General features: G+C 70.8%; 15 protein-coding genes and 1 riboswitch. Of the genes, 3 read left to right on the forward strand and 12 right to left on the reverse strand.

Going from position 1 to position 17,521, the window contains the following annotated elements; all coding sequences use genetic code 11:
- Positions 1-500: 500 nt before the first annotated feature.
- Positions 501-2,006: a glutamate--cysteine ligase gene (locus ACH4K1_RS31765; protein WP_398092996.1), complete on the reverse strand. Its 1,506-nt coding sequence runs from the start codon at positions 2,004-2,006 to the stop codon at positions 501-503.
- A 488-nt stretch (positions 2,007-2,494) separates the two neighbouring features.
- Between ACH4K1_RS31765 and ACH4K1_RS31770 the strand changes: the two genes are divergently transcribed.
- Together ACH4K1_RS31770 and ACH4K1_RS31775 are read left to right on the forward strand one after the other, a co-directional pair.
- Positions 2,495-3,079 (forward strand): hypothetical protein, encoded by a 585-nt coding sequence (locus ACH4K1_RS31770; protein WP_398092997.1) that lies wholly within the window; start codon positions 2,495-2,497, stop codon positions 3,077-3,079.
- A 322-nt stretch (positions 3,080-3,401) separates the two neighbouring features.
- Positions 3,402-3,593, forward strand: a complete 192-nt coding sequence (locus ACH4K1_RS31775) for a DUF5999 family protein (RefSeq protein ID WP_228992381.1) — start codon at positions 3,402-3,404, stop codon at positions 3,591-3,593.
- Between the two features lie 106 nt (positions 3,594-3,699).
- Here ACH4K1_RS31775 and gcvP read toward each other — a convergent pair whose 3' ends face one another.
- Positions 3,700-6,585, reverse strand: coding sequence for an aminomethyl-transferring glycine dehydrogenase (gcvP, locus tag ACH4K1_RS31780; protein ID WP_398092998.1), 2,886 nt, complete (start codon positions 6,583-6,585; stop codon positions 3,700-3,702).
- 193 nt (positions 6,586-6,778) lie between these two features.
- A riboswitch (glycine riboswitch) is annotated at positions 6,779-6,876 on the reverse strand.
- A gap of 132 nt (positions 6,877-7,008) precedes the next feature.
- On the opposite strand from gcvP, the gene ACH4K1_RS31785 reads away from it, so the two are divergent.
- Complete coding sequence (locus ACH4K1_RS31785) at positions 7,009-7,380, forward strand: PRC-barrel domain-containing protein (protein ID WP_398092999.1); 372 nt, start codon at positions 7,009-7,011, stop codon at positions 7,378-7,380.
- Here ACH4K1_RS31785 and ACH4K1_RS31790 read toward each other — a convergent pair.
- The 10 genes from ACH4K1_RS31790 to ACH4K1_RS31835 form a co-directional block, all read right to left on the reverse strand.
- Positions 7,302-8,759, reverse strand: coding sequence for a DNA polymerase IV (locus tag ACH4K1_RS31790; RefSeq protein WP_398093000.1), 1,458 nt, complete (start codon positions 8,757-8,759; stop codon positions 7,302-7,304). The genes ACH4K1_RS31785 and ACH4K1_RS31790 overlap by 79 nt on opposite strands.
- Before the next feature lie 111 nt (positions 8,760-8,870).
- Positions 8,871-9,497, reverse strand: a complete 627-nt coding sequence (locus ACH4K1_RS31795) for a MerR family transcriptional regulator (protein WP_228992233.1) — start codon at positions 9,495-9,497, stop codon at positions 8,871-8,873.
- Positions 9,498-9,665: 168 nt separating this feature from the next.
- The gene (locus ACH4K1_RS31800; RefSeq protein WP_006123076.1) at positions 9,666-10,139 is read right to left on the reverse strand and encodes a bifunctional nuclease family protein; all 474 of its coding nucleotides are present in this window, start codon (positions 10,137-10,139) and stop codon (positions 9,666-9,668) included.
- A gap of 53 nt (positions 10,140-10,192) precedes the next feature.
- Positions 10,193-10,936, reverse strand: a complete 744-nt coding sequence (locus ACH4K1_RS31805) for a MerR family transcriptional regulator (RefSeq protein WP_398093001.1) — start codon at positions 10,934-10,936, stop codon at positions 10,193-10,195.
- A gap of 41 nt (positions 10,937-10,977) precedes the next feature.
- Positions 10,978-11,757: an FHA domain-containing protein gene (locus ACH4K1_RS31810; protein ID WP_228992231.1), complete on the reverse strand. Its 780-nt coding sequence runs from the start codon at positions 11,755-11,757 to the stop codon at positions 10,978-10,980.
- A 190-nt stretch (positions 11,758-11,947) separates the two neighbouring features.
- Positions 11,948-12,751 (reverse strand): DUF881 domain-containing protein, encoded by an 804-nt coding sequence (locus ACH4K1_RS31815; protein WP_398093002.1) that lies wholly within the window; start codon positions 12,749-12,751, stop codon positions 11,948-11,950.
- A gap of 5 nt (positions 12,752-12,756) precedes the next feature.
- The gene (locus tag ACH4K1_RS31820; protein WP_003970459.1) at positions 12,757-13,089 is read right to left on the reverse strand and encodes a small basic family protein; all 333 of its coding nucleotides are present in this window, start codon (positions 13,087-13,089) and stop codon (positions 12,757-12,759) included.
- Entirely contained in the window at positions 13,086-14,000 is a 915-nt protein-coding gene (locus ACH4K1_RS31825; protein WP_228992229.1) for a DUF881 domain-containing protein, read from the reverse strand. The genes ACH4K1_RS31820 and ACH4K1_RS31825 overlap by 4 nt, the downstream gene beginning before the upstream one ends.
- A gap of 97 nt (positions 14,001-14,097) precedes the next feature.
- A complete protein-coding gene (locus tag ACH4K1_RS31830; protein ID WP_398093003.1) occupies positions 14,098-16,593 on the reverse strand; it encodes a sugar phosphate nucleotidyltransferase in 2,496 nt (831 codons plus the stop codon).
- 102 nt (positions 16,594-16,695) lie between these two features.
- Positions 16,696-17,313, reverse strand: a complete 618-nt coding sequence (locus ACH4K1_RS31835; RefSeq protein WP_398093004.1) for a CDP-alcohol phosphatidyltransferase family protein — start codon at positions 17,311-17,313, stop codon at positions 16,696-16,698.
- Between the last annotated feature and the right edge of the window lie 208 nt (positions 17,314-17,521).

A 17,521-nucleotide genomic window follows, 5' to 3' on the forward strand; every position in this document is an offset into this window, starting at 1 on the left:
CCATCGGCCGCCCCGCCGGGGTCTCGCATGCACGTACGGAGATCATGCGCGACAGACCCGGGGAAGACCACCACCGCGGGTGGCCGGGGCCCCCGTTTCCTTGTTCCGGCCTCGGGGGGCGCCACCGCCATGGGACGTCCTAGCTTGCCCGACAGCCGCGCCGCGGAAGGAGGCGGGGACCACCCGGGTCCCGGACGCGGACCGCGACGAGGTCGCCGGGAGCGTCCGGGCCGCCGGTGGCGACGGTTACGAGGTGAGCGTCCCGGCGGAGATCCGGGCGGGATCCTGCGGGCGATCACGACGGCGGGCCGGAACGGCCGCGCGGGCCAGGAGCGGCCAGGGCCCCTCGGCACAGCCCCGCCCAGCGCCGCCCCGCGCCGCGGGAGTGACGGCCCCGAAGCGCCTGCCCCACGACCCCGCGCCTCCGCACCGCATGGCGCAGGGGGCGACAGACCCGGACACCCGGAACCGTCGCCCCCTCCGTACGGCGCCCGCCTCCCTCAGGGCGCGGGGAAGCCCACCGGCCAGGTGTGGACCGGCTCCCCGGCGTGCATCAGCTCGGCGTAGCGGCGGGTGGTGGCCGCGAGTGCCGCCTCCCGCCGGAGCCCGGCGTCCAGGGCACGGCGGTACGTGGCCACCTGCCAGGAGGCTCCGTTGACGCGTCGCTTGCACCGCTCCTCGATCACCCCGAGGTAGCGGTCCCGGTCGGCGGGCTCGATGTGCCAGGCGTCCAGCCCCGCGGCGGCCAGCGGCAGCAGTTCTTCCAGCACCAGCTGTACGGCGGGGATCCTGGCCAGCCCGCCGGAACGGCCGGAACGGGGCCAGAGCATCTCGGCCTCGATGCCGTAGCGGCACGCCTCGGTGAAGTTCTCCTCGGCCGCCTCGAACGGCAACCGGCTCCACACCGGCCGGGATTCCTCCGCGAGGGCCCGCACCAGCCCGTAGTAGAACGCGGCGTTGGCGATCACGTCGGTGACCGTCGGCCCGGCGGGCAGGACGCGGTTCTCCACCCGCAGGTGGGGGACGCCGTCGGCGATTCCGTACACGGGGCGGTTCCAGCGGTAGACCGTGCCGTTGTGCAGTACCAGTTCGGCCAGCCCGGGCACCCCGCCCTCGTCCAGCACCTTCAGCGGGTCCTCGTCGTCGCAGATCGGCAGCAGCGGCGGGAAGTAGCGCAGGTTCTCCTCGAACAGCTCGTGGGCGGAGGTGATCCAACGCTCCCCGAACCAGGTCCTGGGCCGCACCCCCTGATTGGCCAGCTCCGGCGGGCGTACGTCGGTGGCCTGCTGGAACAGGGGCGGGCGGGACTCCCGCCACAGCTCCTTGCCGAAGAGGAACGGGGCGTTGGCGCCCAGCGCGATCTGGACGCCGGTGACCGCCTGGGCGGCGTTCCACACGTCGGCGAACCGGTCCGGCGTCACCTGGAGATGGAGCTGGACCGAGGTGCAGGCCGCCTCCGGAGCGATCGAGGGCGAGGTGCAGACCAACCGCTCGGTGCCTTCGATGTCCAGGAGGAAATCCTCCCCCCGGGCGGCCGCCATTTGGTCGTTGAGCAAGGTGTAGCGGTCCACGTCGGAGAGGTTGGCGGACACCACGTCGTGCTCCCCCAGGGTGGGCAGGATTCCGATCATCACGATCCCCGCGTCCACCTCCCCCGCCTTGCGGTGCGCATAGGCGAGACCGGTGCGCAACTCCTCCGAGAGCTGATCGAATACCCGGCCGCCGAGGCGGTGCGGAACGATATTCACTTCGAGGTTGAACATGCCCAGTTCGGTCTGGAAATCGCGGCTCGCGATGCGTTGGAGCACTTGCTGGTTCATCATTCTGGGCATCCCGTCGGAACCCGCCAGATTCAGCTCTATCTCCAGCCCCATCAGGTTCCGCGGACGGTCGAACCTCCGCTCCGCCAGGAGTCTGTCCAGCCCCTCCAGGCACTGGTTGAGCTTGGCGCGGTATGCCTGCCGATCGGACAGGTCAACGGCTCCCGCCACGACCTTCTCCCCCATCGAGGGGTCCCTCCTCCAGTGGGCGGCCCGCGGGCCAGGCCGCTCGTATCACGATCGATAATGCCCAGCGGGAGTGATCCGTAACGTCCCCACCGGCCTCCGATACCCGATAGTCTGGTCGAAGGAGACCGGAGGCACATTCCTCGGGCATGTGGCGCGCGGACTTTACCGCCGGGGTATGCACGCCGAAAACAGCGGCGAGTTCTGGCCTACCGCGTTGCCGGAAGAACGCCAGGTCGGCGTCGGATACCGGGTGCCAAACCGTGAGGAATAACGCGTTCTGAAGGCGGGATGGCGCCTTGTGCGACATATCCCCGACTGCTAGCGGAAACACTGTGTGAACAAGTGTCATATAAACTCCGCTCAACGAGGCAGAGAGCTGCTACGACTCGCCCGTCACCGGCCCGTTCCGGCCCCTTCGCATGCCGACAATGTCGTCTGCACCCGCCCAAGCGCCACCGTGTCTCCGAAGTGAGAGGCGACCCATCATGCCGCTGCATGTTCCCCCGGCCCCCGCGCCCGCCCTGCGCAGCGTTCTCGCGGCCCTCGGTTCCCCCACAGCCGTCCGCGAGGCCCGAACCCCCGCTCTCCGGTCCGTCCAGGGACCGCTGAGCCCCGAACTCCCGCTCCCCGTGCATGTGCTGGGCCGGATCACCGCCGACCGGACGGCGCCCCTGACCCGTCTCGCGGCCTGGCGCTTCCTGATCCGGAGCGAGGGCCGCCCGGTCGCCGCGGCGGACACCGTCCTCACCCCCGACGGCTGGACGTTCTCGCACTTCTTCGAGGGCCCCTACCTCGCCTCGACCGAGCTGGCCGTCCGGCAGGCGGAAGCGTCCGCCACGGCCTGCCAGGCGCGGCTGCTGTCCATCCCGGAGCTGTACATGATCGCCCTCTGGCTGCACGGGGACACCGAGGCCGATCCCGCCGGGGGGCTGCTCGCACCGGCGGACGTCCTGGTGCCCCTGGCGCCGGCCCCGCCGGGCATCGCCGCGCACCGCCCGCACCGGGTCGCCGATCTGCTGCCCGTCCTCTCGATGCGGGTGGCCCCCGGGCCGCTCCTGAGATCGGCCTGACCGCCGCCCGCCACACCGGCCCCCGCCGCGCCCACGCCGCCCCCGCACGCCGGGGGGAGGGCACGGGCTCCGCGGGGGCCGCGCGCTCCCCACTCGGACTAGCCCCTTCCGGCCACCCCGAACCACCCAAAGGGACAGTGCAGTTGCGGTGAACCGTCCGCCCGGGTGATGCGTCAAGGGAGGAGTACGGGTGCTGCAGCGAAATCCCTGCGGATTCTTCCCCGTAGGGCAACACTGGGACCGGACCGACTGATACGGGGGCGGCATGAACACCTCATCCAGCCGCAGGACACTCGACTCGACGCAGCGAAAGAACGCATCCATGTGCCAGCACCAGCCACCCTGCCCCACCGCCGACTCACCCGACCGGGAGGCCGCCCGCCTGACGGCCCACCATCCCGAACAGGGCTGGAGCCTTCTGTGCAACGGCGTCCTGCTCTTCGAGGACACCGGCGAGTTGCTGCCGAACGGGCAGATCATCGCTCCGCACCGGCCGCTGGTGAAGGCCGCCTGAGAACAGCCGTACGGAGAAGGGGCCGGCCCGGAGAGAGCTCCGCACCGGCCCCGACGCGTGTCCGGCGTGCACCGCGCTCACGGCACACGCCTCACGACAGGCTTTCTCAGGCGTCGTACGCGTCCAGCGGCGGGCAGGAGCAGACCAGGTTCCGGTCGCCGAAGGCCCCGTCGATCCGGCGGACCGGCGGCCAGTACTTGTCCGCGGCGGAGACCCCGGCCGGGAAGACGGCCTCCTCGCGGCTGTAGCCGTGCTCCCAGTCGCCGCCGAGCGCGGCGGCGGTGTGCGGGGCGTTGGCGAGCGGGTTGTCGTCCGCGCTCCACTCCCCCGACGCGACCTTCTCGATCTCGGCGCGGATCGCGATCATGGTGTCGCAGAACCGGTCGAGCTCCGCGAGGTCCTCGCTCTCCGTCGGCTCGATCATCAGCGTGCCGGCCACCGGGAACGACATGGTCGGCGAGTGGAAGCCGTAGTCGATCAGGCGCTTGGCCACGTCGTCGATGGAGACGCCGGTCGCCTTCGAGATCGGGCGCAGATCCACGATGCACTCGTGCGCGACCAGACCGGCCGGGCCGGTGTAGAGGATCGGGTAGTGCGGCTCCAGGCGCTTGGCGATGTAGTTGGCGGCCAGCACCGCGACCTGCGTGGCCCGCTTGAGGCCCTCGCCGCCCATCAGACGGACGTACGCCCACGAGATCGGCAGGATGCCCGCCGAGCCCCACGGAGCCGCCGAGATCGGGCCCACACCGGTCTCCGGGCCCGCGCCGGGCTGGAGGGGGTGGTTGGGAAGGTACGGCGCGAGGTGCGCGCGGACGCCGACCGGGCCGACGCCGGGGCCGCCGCCGCCGTGCGGGATGCAGAAGGTCTTGTGCAGGTTCAGGTGCGAGACGTCGCCGCCGAACTTGCCGGGCTTGGCCAGCCCGACCAGCGCGTTGAGGTTGGCGCCGTCGACGTAGACCTGGCCGCCCGCGTCGTGGACCTCGCCGCAGATGTCCGCGACGTGCTCCTCGAACACCCCGTGCGTGGACGGGTAGGTGATCATGAGCACGGCCAGCTCGTCGCGGTACTGCTCGATCTTGGCCCGCAGGTCCGCGACGTCGACCTCGCCGTCGTCCGCGGTCTTCACCACGACGACCTTCATGCCCGCCATGACGGCGCTGGCGGCGTTGGTGCCGTGCGCCGAGGACGGGATCAGGCAGACGGTGCGCTGGTCGTCGCCGTTGGCCCGGTGGTACGCCCGGACGGCGAGCAGCCCCGCGAACTCGCCCTGGGAGCCGGCGTTGGGCTGGATGGACACCGCGTCGTAACCGGTGACCTCCGCCAGGCGCTCCTCCAGCTCGCGGATGAGGGTGAGGAAGCCCTGCGCCTGCTCGGCCGGGGCGAAGGGGTGCAGCGCGCCGAACTCGGGCCAGGTGATCGACTCCATCTCGGCGGTCGCGTTCAGCTTCATGGTGCAGGAGCCGAGCGGGATCATGCCGCGGTCCAGCGCGTAGTCGCGGTCGGCCAGCTTGCGCAGGTAGCGCAGCATCGCGGTCTCGGAGCGGTGCTGGTGGAAGACCGGGTGGGTCAGGAAGTCGTCCGTGCGCAGCAGCGCCTCCGGCAGCGCGTCCGCGACCGCGGCGTCCAGCGCCTCGACGTCGCCCTCGGCTCCGAAGGCCGCCCAGACGGCGGAGAGCTGCGCGCGGGTGGTGGTCTCGTCGCAGGCGATGGAGACGTGGTCGGCGTCGACGAGGCGGAGGTTGACCCCGCGCTCCCGGGCCTCCGCGACGATGCCGGCGGCCTTGCCGGGCGCCCGGACGGTCAGGGTGTCGAAGAACGCGTCGTGCACGACCTCGGCCCCGGAGCCGCGCAGGCCGTCGGCCAGGATCGCGGCGTAGCGGTGGGTGCGCCGGGCGATCGTCCGCAGCCCGTCGGGCCCGTGGTAGACCGCGTACATCCCGGCCATCACGGCGAGGAGCACCTGCGCCGTGCAGATGTTGCTGGTGGCCTTCTCCCGGCGGATGTGCTGCTCGCGGGTCTGGAGGGCCAGGCGGTACGCCTTGTCGCCGTCCGCGTCGACGGAGACGCCGACGAGGCGGCCGGGCAGGGAGCGGGCGAACTTCTCGCGGACCGCCATGAAGCCGGCGTGCGGGCCGCCGAAGCCCATCGGGACGCCGAAGCGCTGGGTGGTGCCGACCGCGATGTCCGCGCCGAGCGCGCCGGGCGAGGTGAGCAGCGTGAGGGCCAGCAGGTCGGCGGCGACGGTGACGATCGCGCCCAGCTCGTGGGCCTGCTCGATGACGGGCCCGATGGCCCGGACGGCGCCGGAGGCGCCCGGGTACTGGAGCAGGACGCCGAAGACGCCGCGCTCGGCGATCTCGGCGGGGATGCCGTCGCTCAGGTCGGCGACGACGACCTCGACGCCGGTCGGCTCGGCCCGGGTCTCGATGACCGCGACGGTCTGGGGCAGCGTGTCGGCGTCGACCAGGAAGACGCCCTTCTTCACCTTGCCCACGCGCCGGGCCAGGGCCATCGCCTCGGCGGCCGCGGTGCCCTCGTCGAGCAGGGAGGCGCCGGAGGTGGGCAGCCCGGTCAGCTCGGCGACCATCGTCTGGAAGTTGAGCAGGGCCTCCAGGCGGCCCTGGGAGATCTCCGGCTGGTACGGCGTGTAGGCCGTGTACCACGCCGGGTTCTCCATGACGTTGCGCAGGATCACGGGAGGCGTGAAGGTGCCGTAGTAGCCGAGGCCGATCATCGGGGCCAGCACCTTGTTGCGGTCGGCCAGCGCGCGCAGCTCGGCCAGGACCTCCGCCTCGGTGCGCGCCGACGGAAGGTTCAGGGCCTCGGCGCTCTTGATCACGTCGGGCACCGCGGCGGCGGTCAGCTCGTCGAGGGAGCCGTACCCGACCTGGGCGAGCATCTTCGCCTGGGCCTCGGCGTCCGGCCCTATGTGGCGCTGCTCGAACGGAATGCCCTGCTCCAGCTGGGAGAGCGGAGTGCGACGGGGGGTCATGATGGAGGCCTCCTGGTCTGCCACGACCTGCGAGGGGCACCGCGGCGCGAGTGCCCGGACGGCCTCCCCCTCTGTCATCTCAACCTGAGAGCTTCACCGGCCCGCCCGAAGGCATGCCGACTTTCACCGTCGGTGAGGGTCGAGTCCGCGTGGGCCTGCGCCCGCACGGCATCGCCCTGCTTTCCAGAGTGACCTCGTCCGTGCGGTACGGGTGCCTGAGAGATTCCGGGGAGGATTTGCTCCTTCGGCGCCTCCGGATTCCGCACCGGAGGACTCTCCCGCACGGGGTCAGCAGCCACCGTCAGCCTACCAGCGGCCCCCGCGCCGGAGCTCTCGAGTGGCCGACACCGCGGATCTGCACTTCTGTGGTGCTGGTGGGGCAAGGCAGACCACCCTGACCAGCCGCGACCAGTGGGAGGCACCGTGCAGACCGATATCGATCCGCGCCGCCTGATCGGCCGCAAGGCGTTCGATCGCAAGGGCGCCAAGATCGGAACGGTGGATGAGGTCTATCTCGACGACGCGACGGGCGTGCCCGAATGGGCGGCCGTGCGCACCGGACTGTTCAGCAGGGACGCCTTCGTCCCGCTGGAGCCCAGCGAATTCGTCGAGGACGCGTTGCGCGTCCCCTTCGACCGGGCGCTGATCAAGGGCGCGCCGGACTTCGGCGTCGGCCGGCACCTCTCGCCCGAGCAGGAGTTGCAGCTCTACCGCCACTACGGACTGGACGTCCCGCCGCCCGCCGAGTCCGGTTCCGACCGGGACTTCGGCAGGCTGGCGGGCCAGGAGGAGTAGTCGGGCGGCTCGCGGACGAGCGGCAGCGGGTCGGCCGGGCGCAGCAGCGGGTCGTCGACGCGGAAGGTGAGCACGCGGCCGGGTGCGCTCCACGGCTGCTCGAACCGGACGGTGACCCGGCCGACCCCGCTGCCCTGCACCCAGCCGTGCCCGTGCTCCTCGTGGTGCACGTCGTGCCCGGCGGCCCAGCCCCGCGCGGCGAGCGGCTCGGGGTCCTCGGGGACGGGCTCCGGCGCGCTCTCCCTCCCGTCGCCCTCCACCGCCCGCGCCCGGTCCTCCAGGGCCCGCCGGGCGAGCTCGCGGGCGTCTGCCGCCTGGGCGAACAGGTCCTCCTGGGTGAAGTCGGCCAGCCCCGTGACACCGACCCCCAGGAGCCGTACGCCCCCGGTGGTGTCCACGGACTCCAGCAGGCGTCCGGCCGCCTCGCGGACCACCGTGGGGTCGTCCGTGGGCCCTCGGAGCGTCTCGGAGCGGGTCAGGGTGGAGAAGTCGTAGCGGCGCACCTTCAGGACCACCGTGCGGCCCGACCGGGCGGCGGCCCGCAGCCGCTCCACGCACCGGACGGCCAGCCGCTCCACCTCGGCCCGCACCCTCACCCGGTCGTGCAGGTCCACGTCGAAGGTGTCCTCCACCGATACGGACTTGGCGTCCCGCTCGGCGACCACCGGCCGGTCGTCGAGCCCCAGAGCCATCCGGTGGAGCCCGTGGCCGTGGGCCTTGCCGACCAGCCGTACCAGCTCCGCCTCGCCGGCCTCGGCCAGGTCGTGGACGGTGGTCATGCCGGCGCGCCGCAGGTGGTCGCCGGTGGCCGGCCCCACCCCCGGCAGGACCCGGACGGAGAGAGGGGCGAGCAGCTCGCGCTCGGTGCCCGGCTCGATGAGGACGAGACCGTCCGGCTTGGCCCGCTCAGAGGCGATCTTGGCGAGCATCTTGGAGCCCGCGAGTCCGACGGAGCCGCTGAGCCCGGTCACGGCCCGGATGGCCGCCCGCAGCTCCTCCCCCGCCGCACGGGCCGAGGACGCGTCGTCCGCCGTGCCGCCCGCCTCCAGGTCCACGAACGCCTCGTCCAGGCTCAACGGCTCCACCAGGGGCGACAGCCGCCCCAGGAGCCCCATCACCTGCTCGCTCGCCGTGCGGTACAGGGAGAAGCGGGGCACCAGGTAGGCCGCGTTCGGGGCGAGCCGCCGGGCCTGCGCGGTGGGCATCGCCGAGTGCACGCCCAGCCGCCGGGCCTCGTACGAGGCGGTGGCGACCACGCCCCGGGGGCCCAGGCCGCCCACCACGACCGCCTTGCCGCGCAGGCTCGGTTTGGCCGCCTGCTCCGCCGAGGCGTAGAAGGCGTCCATGTCCAGGTGGAGGATGGTGGGCGCGGATCTCACCCCGCCGATGCTGCCCTACGGCACTGACAACGGGACGGTCCGGCCCCCGTACGGGGGCCGGACCGTCCCGTCCGTGTTCTGCCGGCGCGTCGTGCCGCTCGGCCGGACCGCTCAGCCCGCGCGGTTGCGCCGCCGGGCCAGCTCGTCCGCCGGGTTGTGGCCGACGAGCGTCTCGCCGGTGTCGACCCGCTCGCCGTGCAGCTGCGAGAGCGCCGTGTCGACGTCCCGCCAGACGACGCCGACGGCGATTCCGAAGACGCCCTGCCCGCCCTGGAGCAGGCTGACGACCTCGTCGGGCGAGGAGCATTCGTAGACCGTGGCCCCGTCGCTCATCAGCGTCATGCGTTCGAGGTCCTGGAATCCGCGGGCCCGCAGGTGCTGGACCGTGGTGCGGATGTTCTGCAGAGCGACCCCGGTGTCCAGGAACCGTTTGACGATCTTGAGGAGAACCACGTCCCGGAAGCTGTAGAGACGCTGCGTCCCCGACCCGTAGGCCGGGCGCACACTGGGCTCCACCAGTCCCGTACGGGCCCAGTAGTCCAACTGGCGGTAGGTGATGCCCGCCGCCGCGCACGCCGTCGGTCCGCGGTAGCCGATGTCGTCGGCACCGCTCGCCGCTGCCCTGCCGCCCCCTGCCACCGCCGCCGGCTGAACCGGCTGCCTGATGGCGTGGTCGGCTCCACTGCCGTGCTGCGGATACGGCCCATCCGCCGCCGTACCGTCGCCGCTGCTTCTCACGCCGACCTCCGTCCTTGACCTGCCCACTCGAAGGTAGGCAGTCACTGGGGGTGCGTCAACGATCGCCACACTCGGCACGCCGAGTGATAATCACCCTGAGGGTGGTTTCCCGTGTCGCATTTCCGGGAAAGGCTTGTCGGATGTGCTGGCGGCGCCCTTACGGAGCGGTCACTGACTGTTCGTACCGAAGTCCTCCGGAGAGATCTGGTCGAGGAATTCGCGGAACTTCTCCACCTCGTCCTCCTGCTCGTCGGGGATCGCGATGCCCGCATCGTCCAGCACGCCGTCACTGCCGTAGATCGGCGTGCCGGTCCGCAGGGCGAGCGCTATGGCGTCGGAGGGCCTGGCGCTCACCTCGACCCCGCTGGCGAAGACGAGCTCCGCATAGAAGACCCCCTCTCGGAGATCCGTGATGCGGACCTCGGTGAGCTCTTGGCCCACGGCCTCGAGCACATCCTTGAACAGGTCATGGGTCAGCGGCCTGGCGGGAGCCATGCCCTGCTGGGCGAAGGCGATCGCGGTCGCCTCCCCCGGACCGATCCAAATGGGGAGGTACCGGTCGCCTCCCACTTCACGCAGGAGAACGATCGGTTGGTTGGAGGGCATTTCCACCCGGACACCGACAACGTCGAGCTCGTTCACACAGCAACCCTAGGACGTGCTCGCCATGTTTGGGTAGTCGGGGGCCGCCGAGGTCAGTGCAGACGGCTGCGCAGAGCGCTCTGCACCAGAGCCGCGTGCAGCCGTACGGACAGCTCGGCGATCTCGTTCGCGGTGGCCTCGGCATGAGCCCTGGTCTGCGGATTGCGGTGCCGGCGCAGGGGGGCGACCAGCTGCTCCACCAGCCCCGCCTCCCGGTCGGCGGAGGCCCGCATGGCGCGAAGGTGCCGTGGCTCCAGACCGAAACGCCCCAGATCCACCACCAGCTTGGCGACGGTCACCGTCTCGGCGTCGTAGCCGCCCTCCGGGGACGGGACGATGAGCCCGTAGGACTCCCACTCGGTCAGCCGCTCGTCGTCGACCTCCGCGGCCGCCAGGAGTTCGGCGCGCCCGATCCGGGCGGCGGTCGCCGCCCCCGCGTCCGCCTCCCACACCCCGTCGGCCAGGTCCCGCCGGTCGCCGGGCGAGGGCAGGACCGGCTGCTCCCCCCGGGCCAGCGCCTCCAGGTGCTCCCGGATGACCTTCAGCGGCAGGTAGTGGTCCCGCTGCATGCGGAGCACCTGGGCCAGGCGCTCCACATCACGCGGAGTGAACTTGCGGTATCCGGAAGGAGTGCGCTGGGGCTCGACGAGCCCCTCCGCCTCCAGGAACCGGATCTTGGAAATGGTGACTTCGGGAAATTCCTCGCGCAGCTGGGTGAGCACCGTTCCGATGCTCATCGGGCGCGCCTCCGCAGAGGCGGTGCCGTTTCCGGCACCGCCTGTCGGCGTTCGCAGCATGGGCCTTCCTCGGGGTTCCCCCGGACCGGGTCCGGGGCTGGTCACACGCCCCGCGGGCTCGCGTAGAAGACCAGACGGTACTTTCCGATCTGGACTTCGTCGCCGTTGGACAGCGGGACCGAATCGATGCGCTCGCGGTTGACGTAGGTGCCGTTGAGGCTGCCGACATCACCCACCGTGAAGCTACCGTCCGGGCTCCTGCGGAACTCCACATGACGCCGCGACACGGTCACGTCGTCGAGGAAGATGTCGCTCTGCGGGTGACGGCCGGCCGTGGTGAGGTCGCTGTCGAGCAGGAAACGGCTGCCGGAGTTCGGACCGCGCCGCACGACGAGCAGCGCCGAACCGGCGGGCAGGGCGTCGACCGCGGCCTGGGCCTCCGGGGAGAGCGAGGGCAGAGCGGTCTGGCCCGTCGCCTCCGCCTCGTACGCCTCGAGCCCCGAGATGGAGATCGTGGACGTCGTCTCCGAAGGGCGCTCGGGGACGGCGCCCCGGAGCGGAGCCCCGCAGTTGGAGCAGAACTTGCTGGCCTCCGCGTTGCGGTGGCCGCACCTCGTGCAGACCGGCATCGACGCGCCCTCCGTGGTGAACCCTCCACCCGCACTCGAGGCTGATGGTGCGCCGAAACCTATGCGTCCGGCACCAGCAGGGTCAACAGACGACACGCCGTCACCCCCTGGGGCGCCGGGCACCTCGTCGCGGAAGAGCGGACGCTCCGCTTCCTGCTCCCCGCCCTGACCGTGGCGCGGAGCGCGGTGGCGGGCAGCACTGTTGCTGTCCTCGCGTGCACTCTTCCCGAACAACTTCGCAAACAACTTCACGGGCGATTCCCCTTGACCGACATAGACCCGCCCGTGGGGCAGGACGAACCCTGATTGAACACACCTGCCGACCCGGACATCTTCACAACGTCCGTATCCACCCGACAGTTTCCACCACGCACCACCAATCCGGTGCGCCGACCCCCCGCAACCGTCCGACCCGGTCCTGCGGCCCTCGCGCCGGGCCGGTTCACGGGGTTGACGACCGAGCGTAGTCAGGCCGCTGCGCCGGTCGCAAGGCGTCCACGACGATGGAGTCGGACCGCTCCACCAGCACCGTGGCCTGCTCCTTCTCCAGCGTCTGGACCACACCGCCGGGAATGTTGAGGGCGGGCTCCAGATCCTGCGGCTTGCCGATGACCGTGAACTCGTACGGCGCTTCGATCTTCTTGCCGTCCACCTGGACCTCACCGGCGTCCCCGGAGAAGTACGTGTTGGCCACCACGCGCACCCCGTTGACCTCGATCGCCTCCGCCCCGGCGGCCCGGAGCTCCTGGAGGGCGTCGAGCAGCATGTCGGGCGCGACCGCCCGCGAGGGGTCGGTGATCGTCAGCGTGATACCGGGGCCCTCGGCCGCCACGGTGCCCGCGAGGATGCCGAGCTGGCGCTCCTTCTCCAGCGTCTGCTTCCGCGCCTCCTCGGCCTGGTCGGAGCTGTTCTCCAGCTCGGTGCGCTGATCGTCCAGGCGCTGCTTCTCGTCCTCCAGGCGCTGGGTCCGGTCGTCGACCTCGTCGAGGATGCGGACCAGGTCCTCCTGCCGGGCGCCGCGCAGCGCGCTGTCGTCGTTGGTCGACCGCACCTGGATGGCCAGCCCCAGGCCGAGCCCGAACAGCAGGACGGCGACGATGAGTTGGGCCCGGCTCAGCCGCGGCGGCCACAGGCCCGCCTTGAGCCGCTGCCGGCCGGTCGCCTGGTGGACGGGAGGAGGAGGCGGCGGGGAGGCGTCCGGGGCGGCGCCGGGCTGTTGGCTGCGGGGGTTCTCGTCGTTGTTCATCGGCCTCACGCCCGGAAGACGTGCCGCCGGATGGCGGCGGCGTTGGAGAAGATCCGGATGCCGAGCACGACCACCACACCCGTGGAGAGTTGGGCGCCGACGCCCAGCTTGTCGCCGAGGAAGACGATCAGCGCGGCCACCACGACGTTGGAGAGGAAGGAGACCACGAACACCTTGTCGACGAAGATGCCGTCGAGCATGGCCCGCAGACCGCCGAAGACGGCGTCGAGCGCGGCGACCACCGCGATCGGCAGGTAGGGCTCGACCACCGCCGGCACCTCGGGCCGGACCAACAGTCCGACCACGACTCCCACGACGAGGCCCAGTACGGCGATCACGATGTGCCCTTCCCTGTGTCTGCCGCACCGCCGTCGGCGGCCTTCGGCTCTGCTGTACGGACGATCAGGCTCGGGGCGGCCGGAAGCCGCACCTTCGCCTGTCCGGAGATGCGGGTGCGGATGTCGAAACTCTCCTTGAGCGCCTGCAGGTACTGGCCGTCGGCGCTGTTCCCGAACGCGGTCGCGAGCTTCTTGCCGTCCCCCACCGCGAGCACCGTGTACGGCGGTACGAGCGGCCTGTTGTCGACCAGTATGGCGTCACCGGCGGCCCGGATGGCCGACAGCGCGGTCAGCCTTTGCCCATTGATGGCGATGGCCTCCGCCCCGGATTCCCACAGGCCGTTGACGACCCGCTGCATGTCGCGGTCGCGCACCCGCCCGGTGTCGGCGAAGCCCGAGGACTCACGGGGGCCGCCCCCACCCTGGTCGGTGTCCTTCGCGTCGTCGACGACCAGCTCCACGCCGGGGCCCTCGACGGGTGTCGCGCCGGCCAGCAGGGCCACCAGCTGTCCCTGGTCGCCCCCGTGCTGTTGGAGCGCCTTGCGCTGACGTTCGCTCACGTCGGAGCGGAGTTCGTCGACATCGGACTCCAGCGTGTCCGCGGCCTCCGTCTCCGCCTCGATGCGGTCGATCAGCTCCTCGCGCTCCTTGGCGACGACCGGCGCCGAGATCCGCGCCTCGGCCGCGCCCAGGGTGACCACGAGGGCGGCCACCACCAGTCCGGCGGCCAGCCCGAGCTTCGAGGTGAGCGTACGGGGCAGTCCCGCGCTCCCGTCGGCCCTGCGCCGCGCCGACGCCTCCGCGTACCCCTCGTCGAGGCTGTGGGCCATCACGTTGTTCAGCAGCGACATGGACGCGTCGGGGCGTGCGGGGGGCGAGGGGGTGCTCCGATCGGGGGACGGCTGCGACATGCCGCACATCGTCGCACGTCATCACGGCTGCCGCCGAATGGCCCCACCGGTGTGCCGCGGCCTCCGCCACGGGAGGTCGCGGCACACCGTTCTCGCGTCAGTTGCCCGCGCTGTCCACCACGGCGGCCCACTCGTCGAGCAGCGCCTGTGCCGAGGCGTCGTCCGGGCCTTCCGCCCACAGGTGGGTGACGGCCTCCGCCCGGTCGGGCAGGACCATGACCCAGCGTCCGTCGGCCTCGACCACGCGGACCCCGTCCGTGGTGTCCACGCTGCGGTCGCCGGCCGCTTCGACGACCCGGCGCATGACGAGCCCCTTGACGGCCCACGGCGTCGCCAGGTCGCGCCGCAGGACGTGGGCCCGCGGGATGCGGGCATCGATCTGGCTCAGGGTGAGCTGGGTACGCGCCACGAGGCCGATGAGCCGGACGAAGGCGGCGGTCCCGTCGAAGACGCTGCTGAATTCGGGAACGATGAACCCGCCGCGCCCGTCTCCTCCGAAGATGGTGTCCTCTTCACGGCCGACCCGGGTCAGGTCGTCGGGCGAGGTGGTCGTCCACTCCACCTGGGTGCCGTGGTAGGCGGCCACCTGCTCGGCGACCCGCGTGGTCGTCACGGGCAGGGCCACCCGGCCGCTGCGCCGTTCGGCGGCCACGAGATCGAGGAGGACCAGCAGGGCCCGGTCGTCCTCGATGATCCTGCCGAGCTCGTCGACGAGGGAGAGCCGCTCACCGACCGGGTCGAACCGCACCCCGAAGGCCGCCCGGGCGGAGGAGACGATCTCGCCGAGCCGTACCAGACCGGCCCGGCGGGTCTCGGCGGTCTCGGTGGGCCGGGACTCGTCGAGCCCCGGGTTGATCGTCAGGGCGTCCACGCCGAGCCGTCCGAGCAGGCTGGGCAGAACGAGGCCGGCGCTTCCGTTGGACGCGTCGACGACGACCTTCAGCCCGGACTCGGCGATGCCCTCGACATCGACGTTCCGCAGGAGGGAGCCGGTGTACGAGTCGAACACGCTGGACGGGAAGTGCAGGTCCCCGATCTCGCCGGGGAAGGCCCTGCGGTACTCCTGCCGTGCGTAGACCCGGTCGAGCTTGCGCTGCTGGGCCTGCGAGAGATCCGCTCCGCGCTCGTCGATGAACATGATGTCCACCGAGTCGGGCACCCCGGGCGACGTACGGATCATGATGCCGCCGGCGCTGCCCCGGGCGGTCTGCTGGCGTGCCACGGGCAGTGGCACGTTCTCCAGGTCCCGTACGTCGATGGCGCTGGCCTGGAGGGCCGAGATGACGGCTCTCTTGAGGGCGCGCGCGCCTCGGGAATGGTCACGCGCGGTGGTGACCGTGGACCCCTTCTTGAGGGTCGTGGCATAGGCACCGGCCAGCCGTACGGCCAGCTCGGGCGTGATCTCGACGTTCAGGATCCCGGAGACCCCGCGCGCCCCGAAGAGGTGTGCCTGGCCTCTGGACTCCCAGATGACCGAGGTGTTGACGAACGCACCGGCCTCGATGGTCTTGAACGGGTAGACGCGGACGTTGCCCTGGATGATCGACTCCTCGCCGACCAGGCATTCGTCGCCGATGACGGCGCCGTCCTCGATGCGGGACGCGCGCATGATGTCGGTGTTCTTGCCGACCACGCAGCCCCGCAGGTTGCTGTGCTGCCCGATGTAGACGTTGTCGTGCACCACGGCCTTGTGGAGGAAGGCCCCGGTCTTGACGACGACGTTCGACCCCACGACCGTGTGCTCGCGGATCTCTGCGCCCGCCTCGACCTTGGCGTAGTCACCGATGTACAGCGGACCGCGCAGCACGGCGTCGGGGTGGACCTCCGCCCCTTCGGCGACCCATACGCCGGGCGAGATCTCGAAGCCGTCGATCTCCACGTCGACCTTGCGCTCCAGGACGTCCGCCTGGGCCTTCACATAGCTCTCGTGGGTGCCCACGTCCTCCCAGTAGCCCTCGGCGATATAGCCGTAGATGGGCTTGCCTTCCTTCATCAGCTGAGGGAAGACGTCACCGGACCAGTCGACCGAGGTGTCGGCCTGGACGTAGTCGAACACCTCGGGCTCCATGACGTAGATGCCCGTGTTCACCGTGTCCGAGAAGACCTGGCCCCAGGTCGGCTTCTCCAGGAACCGCTCGACCTGGCCGTTCTCGTCCACGATGGTGATGCCGAATTCCAGCGGATTGGGAACCCGGGTGAGGCAGACGGTGACGAGGCCGCCCTTTTCCTTGTGGAACGCGATGAGGTCGGTGAGGTCGAAGTCGGTGAGCGCGTCACCGGAAATGACGAGGAACGTGTCGTCCTTCAACGCCTCCTCGGCGTTCTTCACGCTGCCCGCGGTGCCGAGTGGCTTCTCCTCGTTGGCATAGGTGAGCTCCATTCCGAGCTCCTCGCCGTCCCCGAAGTAATTCTTGACGAGGGAGGCGAGGAACTGGACGGTCACTACTGTTTCGCTGAGCCCATGCCGTTTGAGCAGCCTCAGCACATGCTCCATGATGGGCCGATTGGCCACGGGCAGGAGCGGCTTGGGCATGCTCGAAGTCATGGGGCGAAGACGCGTGCCTTCGCCACCAGCCATCACGACGGCCTTCATGTCGGAAACGTCCTCCTCGAAGAGATGACGGTCGGCCGACTTCGCCCGTCGGGCGTCAATGACGACATCTGCTGCGGGCCGGCCACACTGCGCGGCACCGCATCAACGAGCTCGTTCGGCTGCTCCATCCGCCTTCACAAGTCGGCGGACCTGGACCACATACAAGATTCCTGCCCACCAATACAGGGTTGTACCCCATCCTGCGAACGCCCATCCGAAAACGGCGGCCAGTGTGGCCAGCCAACCACTCCCGTCGCTGAGCAGCAACAAGGGGAAGGCGTACATCAGGTTGAAGGTTGCAGCTTTCCCGAGGAAGTTGACCTGCGGCGGCGGATAGCCGTGGCGCCGCAGGATGCCCACCATCACGAGAAGCATCAGTTCCCGGGCGAGAAGGAGCGCGGTGAGCCACAGGGGCAGAATCTCGCGCCAGGTGAGGCCGACCAGGGTGGAAAGGATGTAGAGGCGGTCCGCCGCCGGGTCCAGGAGCCGGCCGAGGCTGCTGATCTGGTTCCACTTACGGGCCAGCTTGCCGTCGAGGTAGTCGCTGATGCCGCTGAGCATCAGCACCAGCAGCGCCCAGTTGTCGCTGTTGGGCCCGCCGAACACGGGGCGAAGAATCAGCCACAGGAAGAGCGGTACGCCAACCAGGCGAGCCATGCTGAGGATGTTGGGGATGGTGAGGACCCGGTCCGTCTGGACCCGAGTCTCCTGGACCTCCACCCGGGGGCCTCCTGTGAAGAACGTGCCGATGATGCCCCCTGACCCTACCCTCAGCTTCCGTCGCCCGGTGCACGGGGGTGGAAGAAGGCTGCAGGTGCCGGAACATACCCTGGGAACGCAGAAAAGCCCCGCACCATGACGGTGCGGGGCTTTCCCACAATGATTGTTCGGCGGCGTCCTACTCTCCCACAGGGTCCCCCCTGCAGTA

It is taken from the genome of Streptomyces sp. NPDC017448, from assembly GCF_044330565.1.
Lineage (GTDB): Bacteria > Actinomycetota > Actinomycetes > Streptomycetales > Streptomycetaceae > Streptomyces.

Bases quoted from the DNA above. Each gene is read 5' to 3' on its own strand.
- ACH4K1_RS31765 (WP_398092996.1), bottom strand. From the start codon at position 2,006: ATGGGGGAGAAGGTCGTGGCGGGAGCCGTTGACCTGTCCGATCGGCAG.
- ACH4K1_RS31770 (WP_398092997.1), top strand. From the start codon at position 2,495: ATGCCGCTGCATGTTCCCCCGGCCCCCGCGCCCGCCCTGCGCAGCGTT.
- ACH4K1_RS31775 (WP_228992381.1), top strand. From the start codon at position 3,402: ATGTGCCAGCACCAGCCACCCTGCCCCACCGCCGACTCACCCGACCGG.
- gcvP (WP_398092998.1), bottom strand. From the start codon at position 6,585: ATGACCCCCCGTCGCACTCCGCTCTCCCAGCTGGAGCAGGGCATTCCG.
- ACH4K1_RS31805 (WP_398093001.1), bottom strand. From the start codon at position 10,936: ATGCTGCGAACGCCGACAGGCGGTGCCGGAAACGGCACCGCCTCTGCG.
- ACH4K1_RS31815 (WP_398093002.1), bottom strand. From the start codon at position 12,751: ATGAACAACGACGAGAACCCCCGCAGCCAACAGCCCGGCGCCGCCCCG.
- ACH4K1_RS31825 (WP_228992229.1), bottom strand. From the start codon at position 14,000: ATGTCGCAGCCGTCCCCCGATCGGAGCACCCCCTCGCCCCCCGCACGC.
- ACH4K1_RS31830 (WP_398093003.1), bottom strand. From the start codon at position 16,593: ATGAAGGCCGTCGTGATGGCTGGTGGCGAAGGCACGCGTCTTCGCCCC.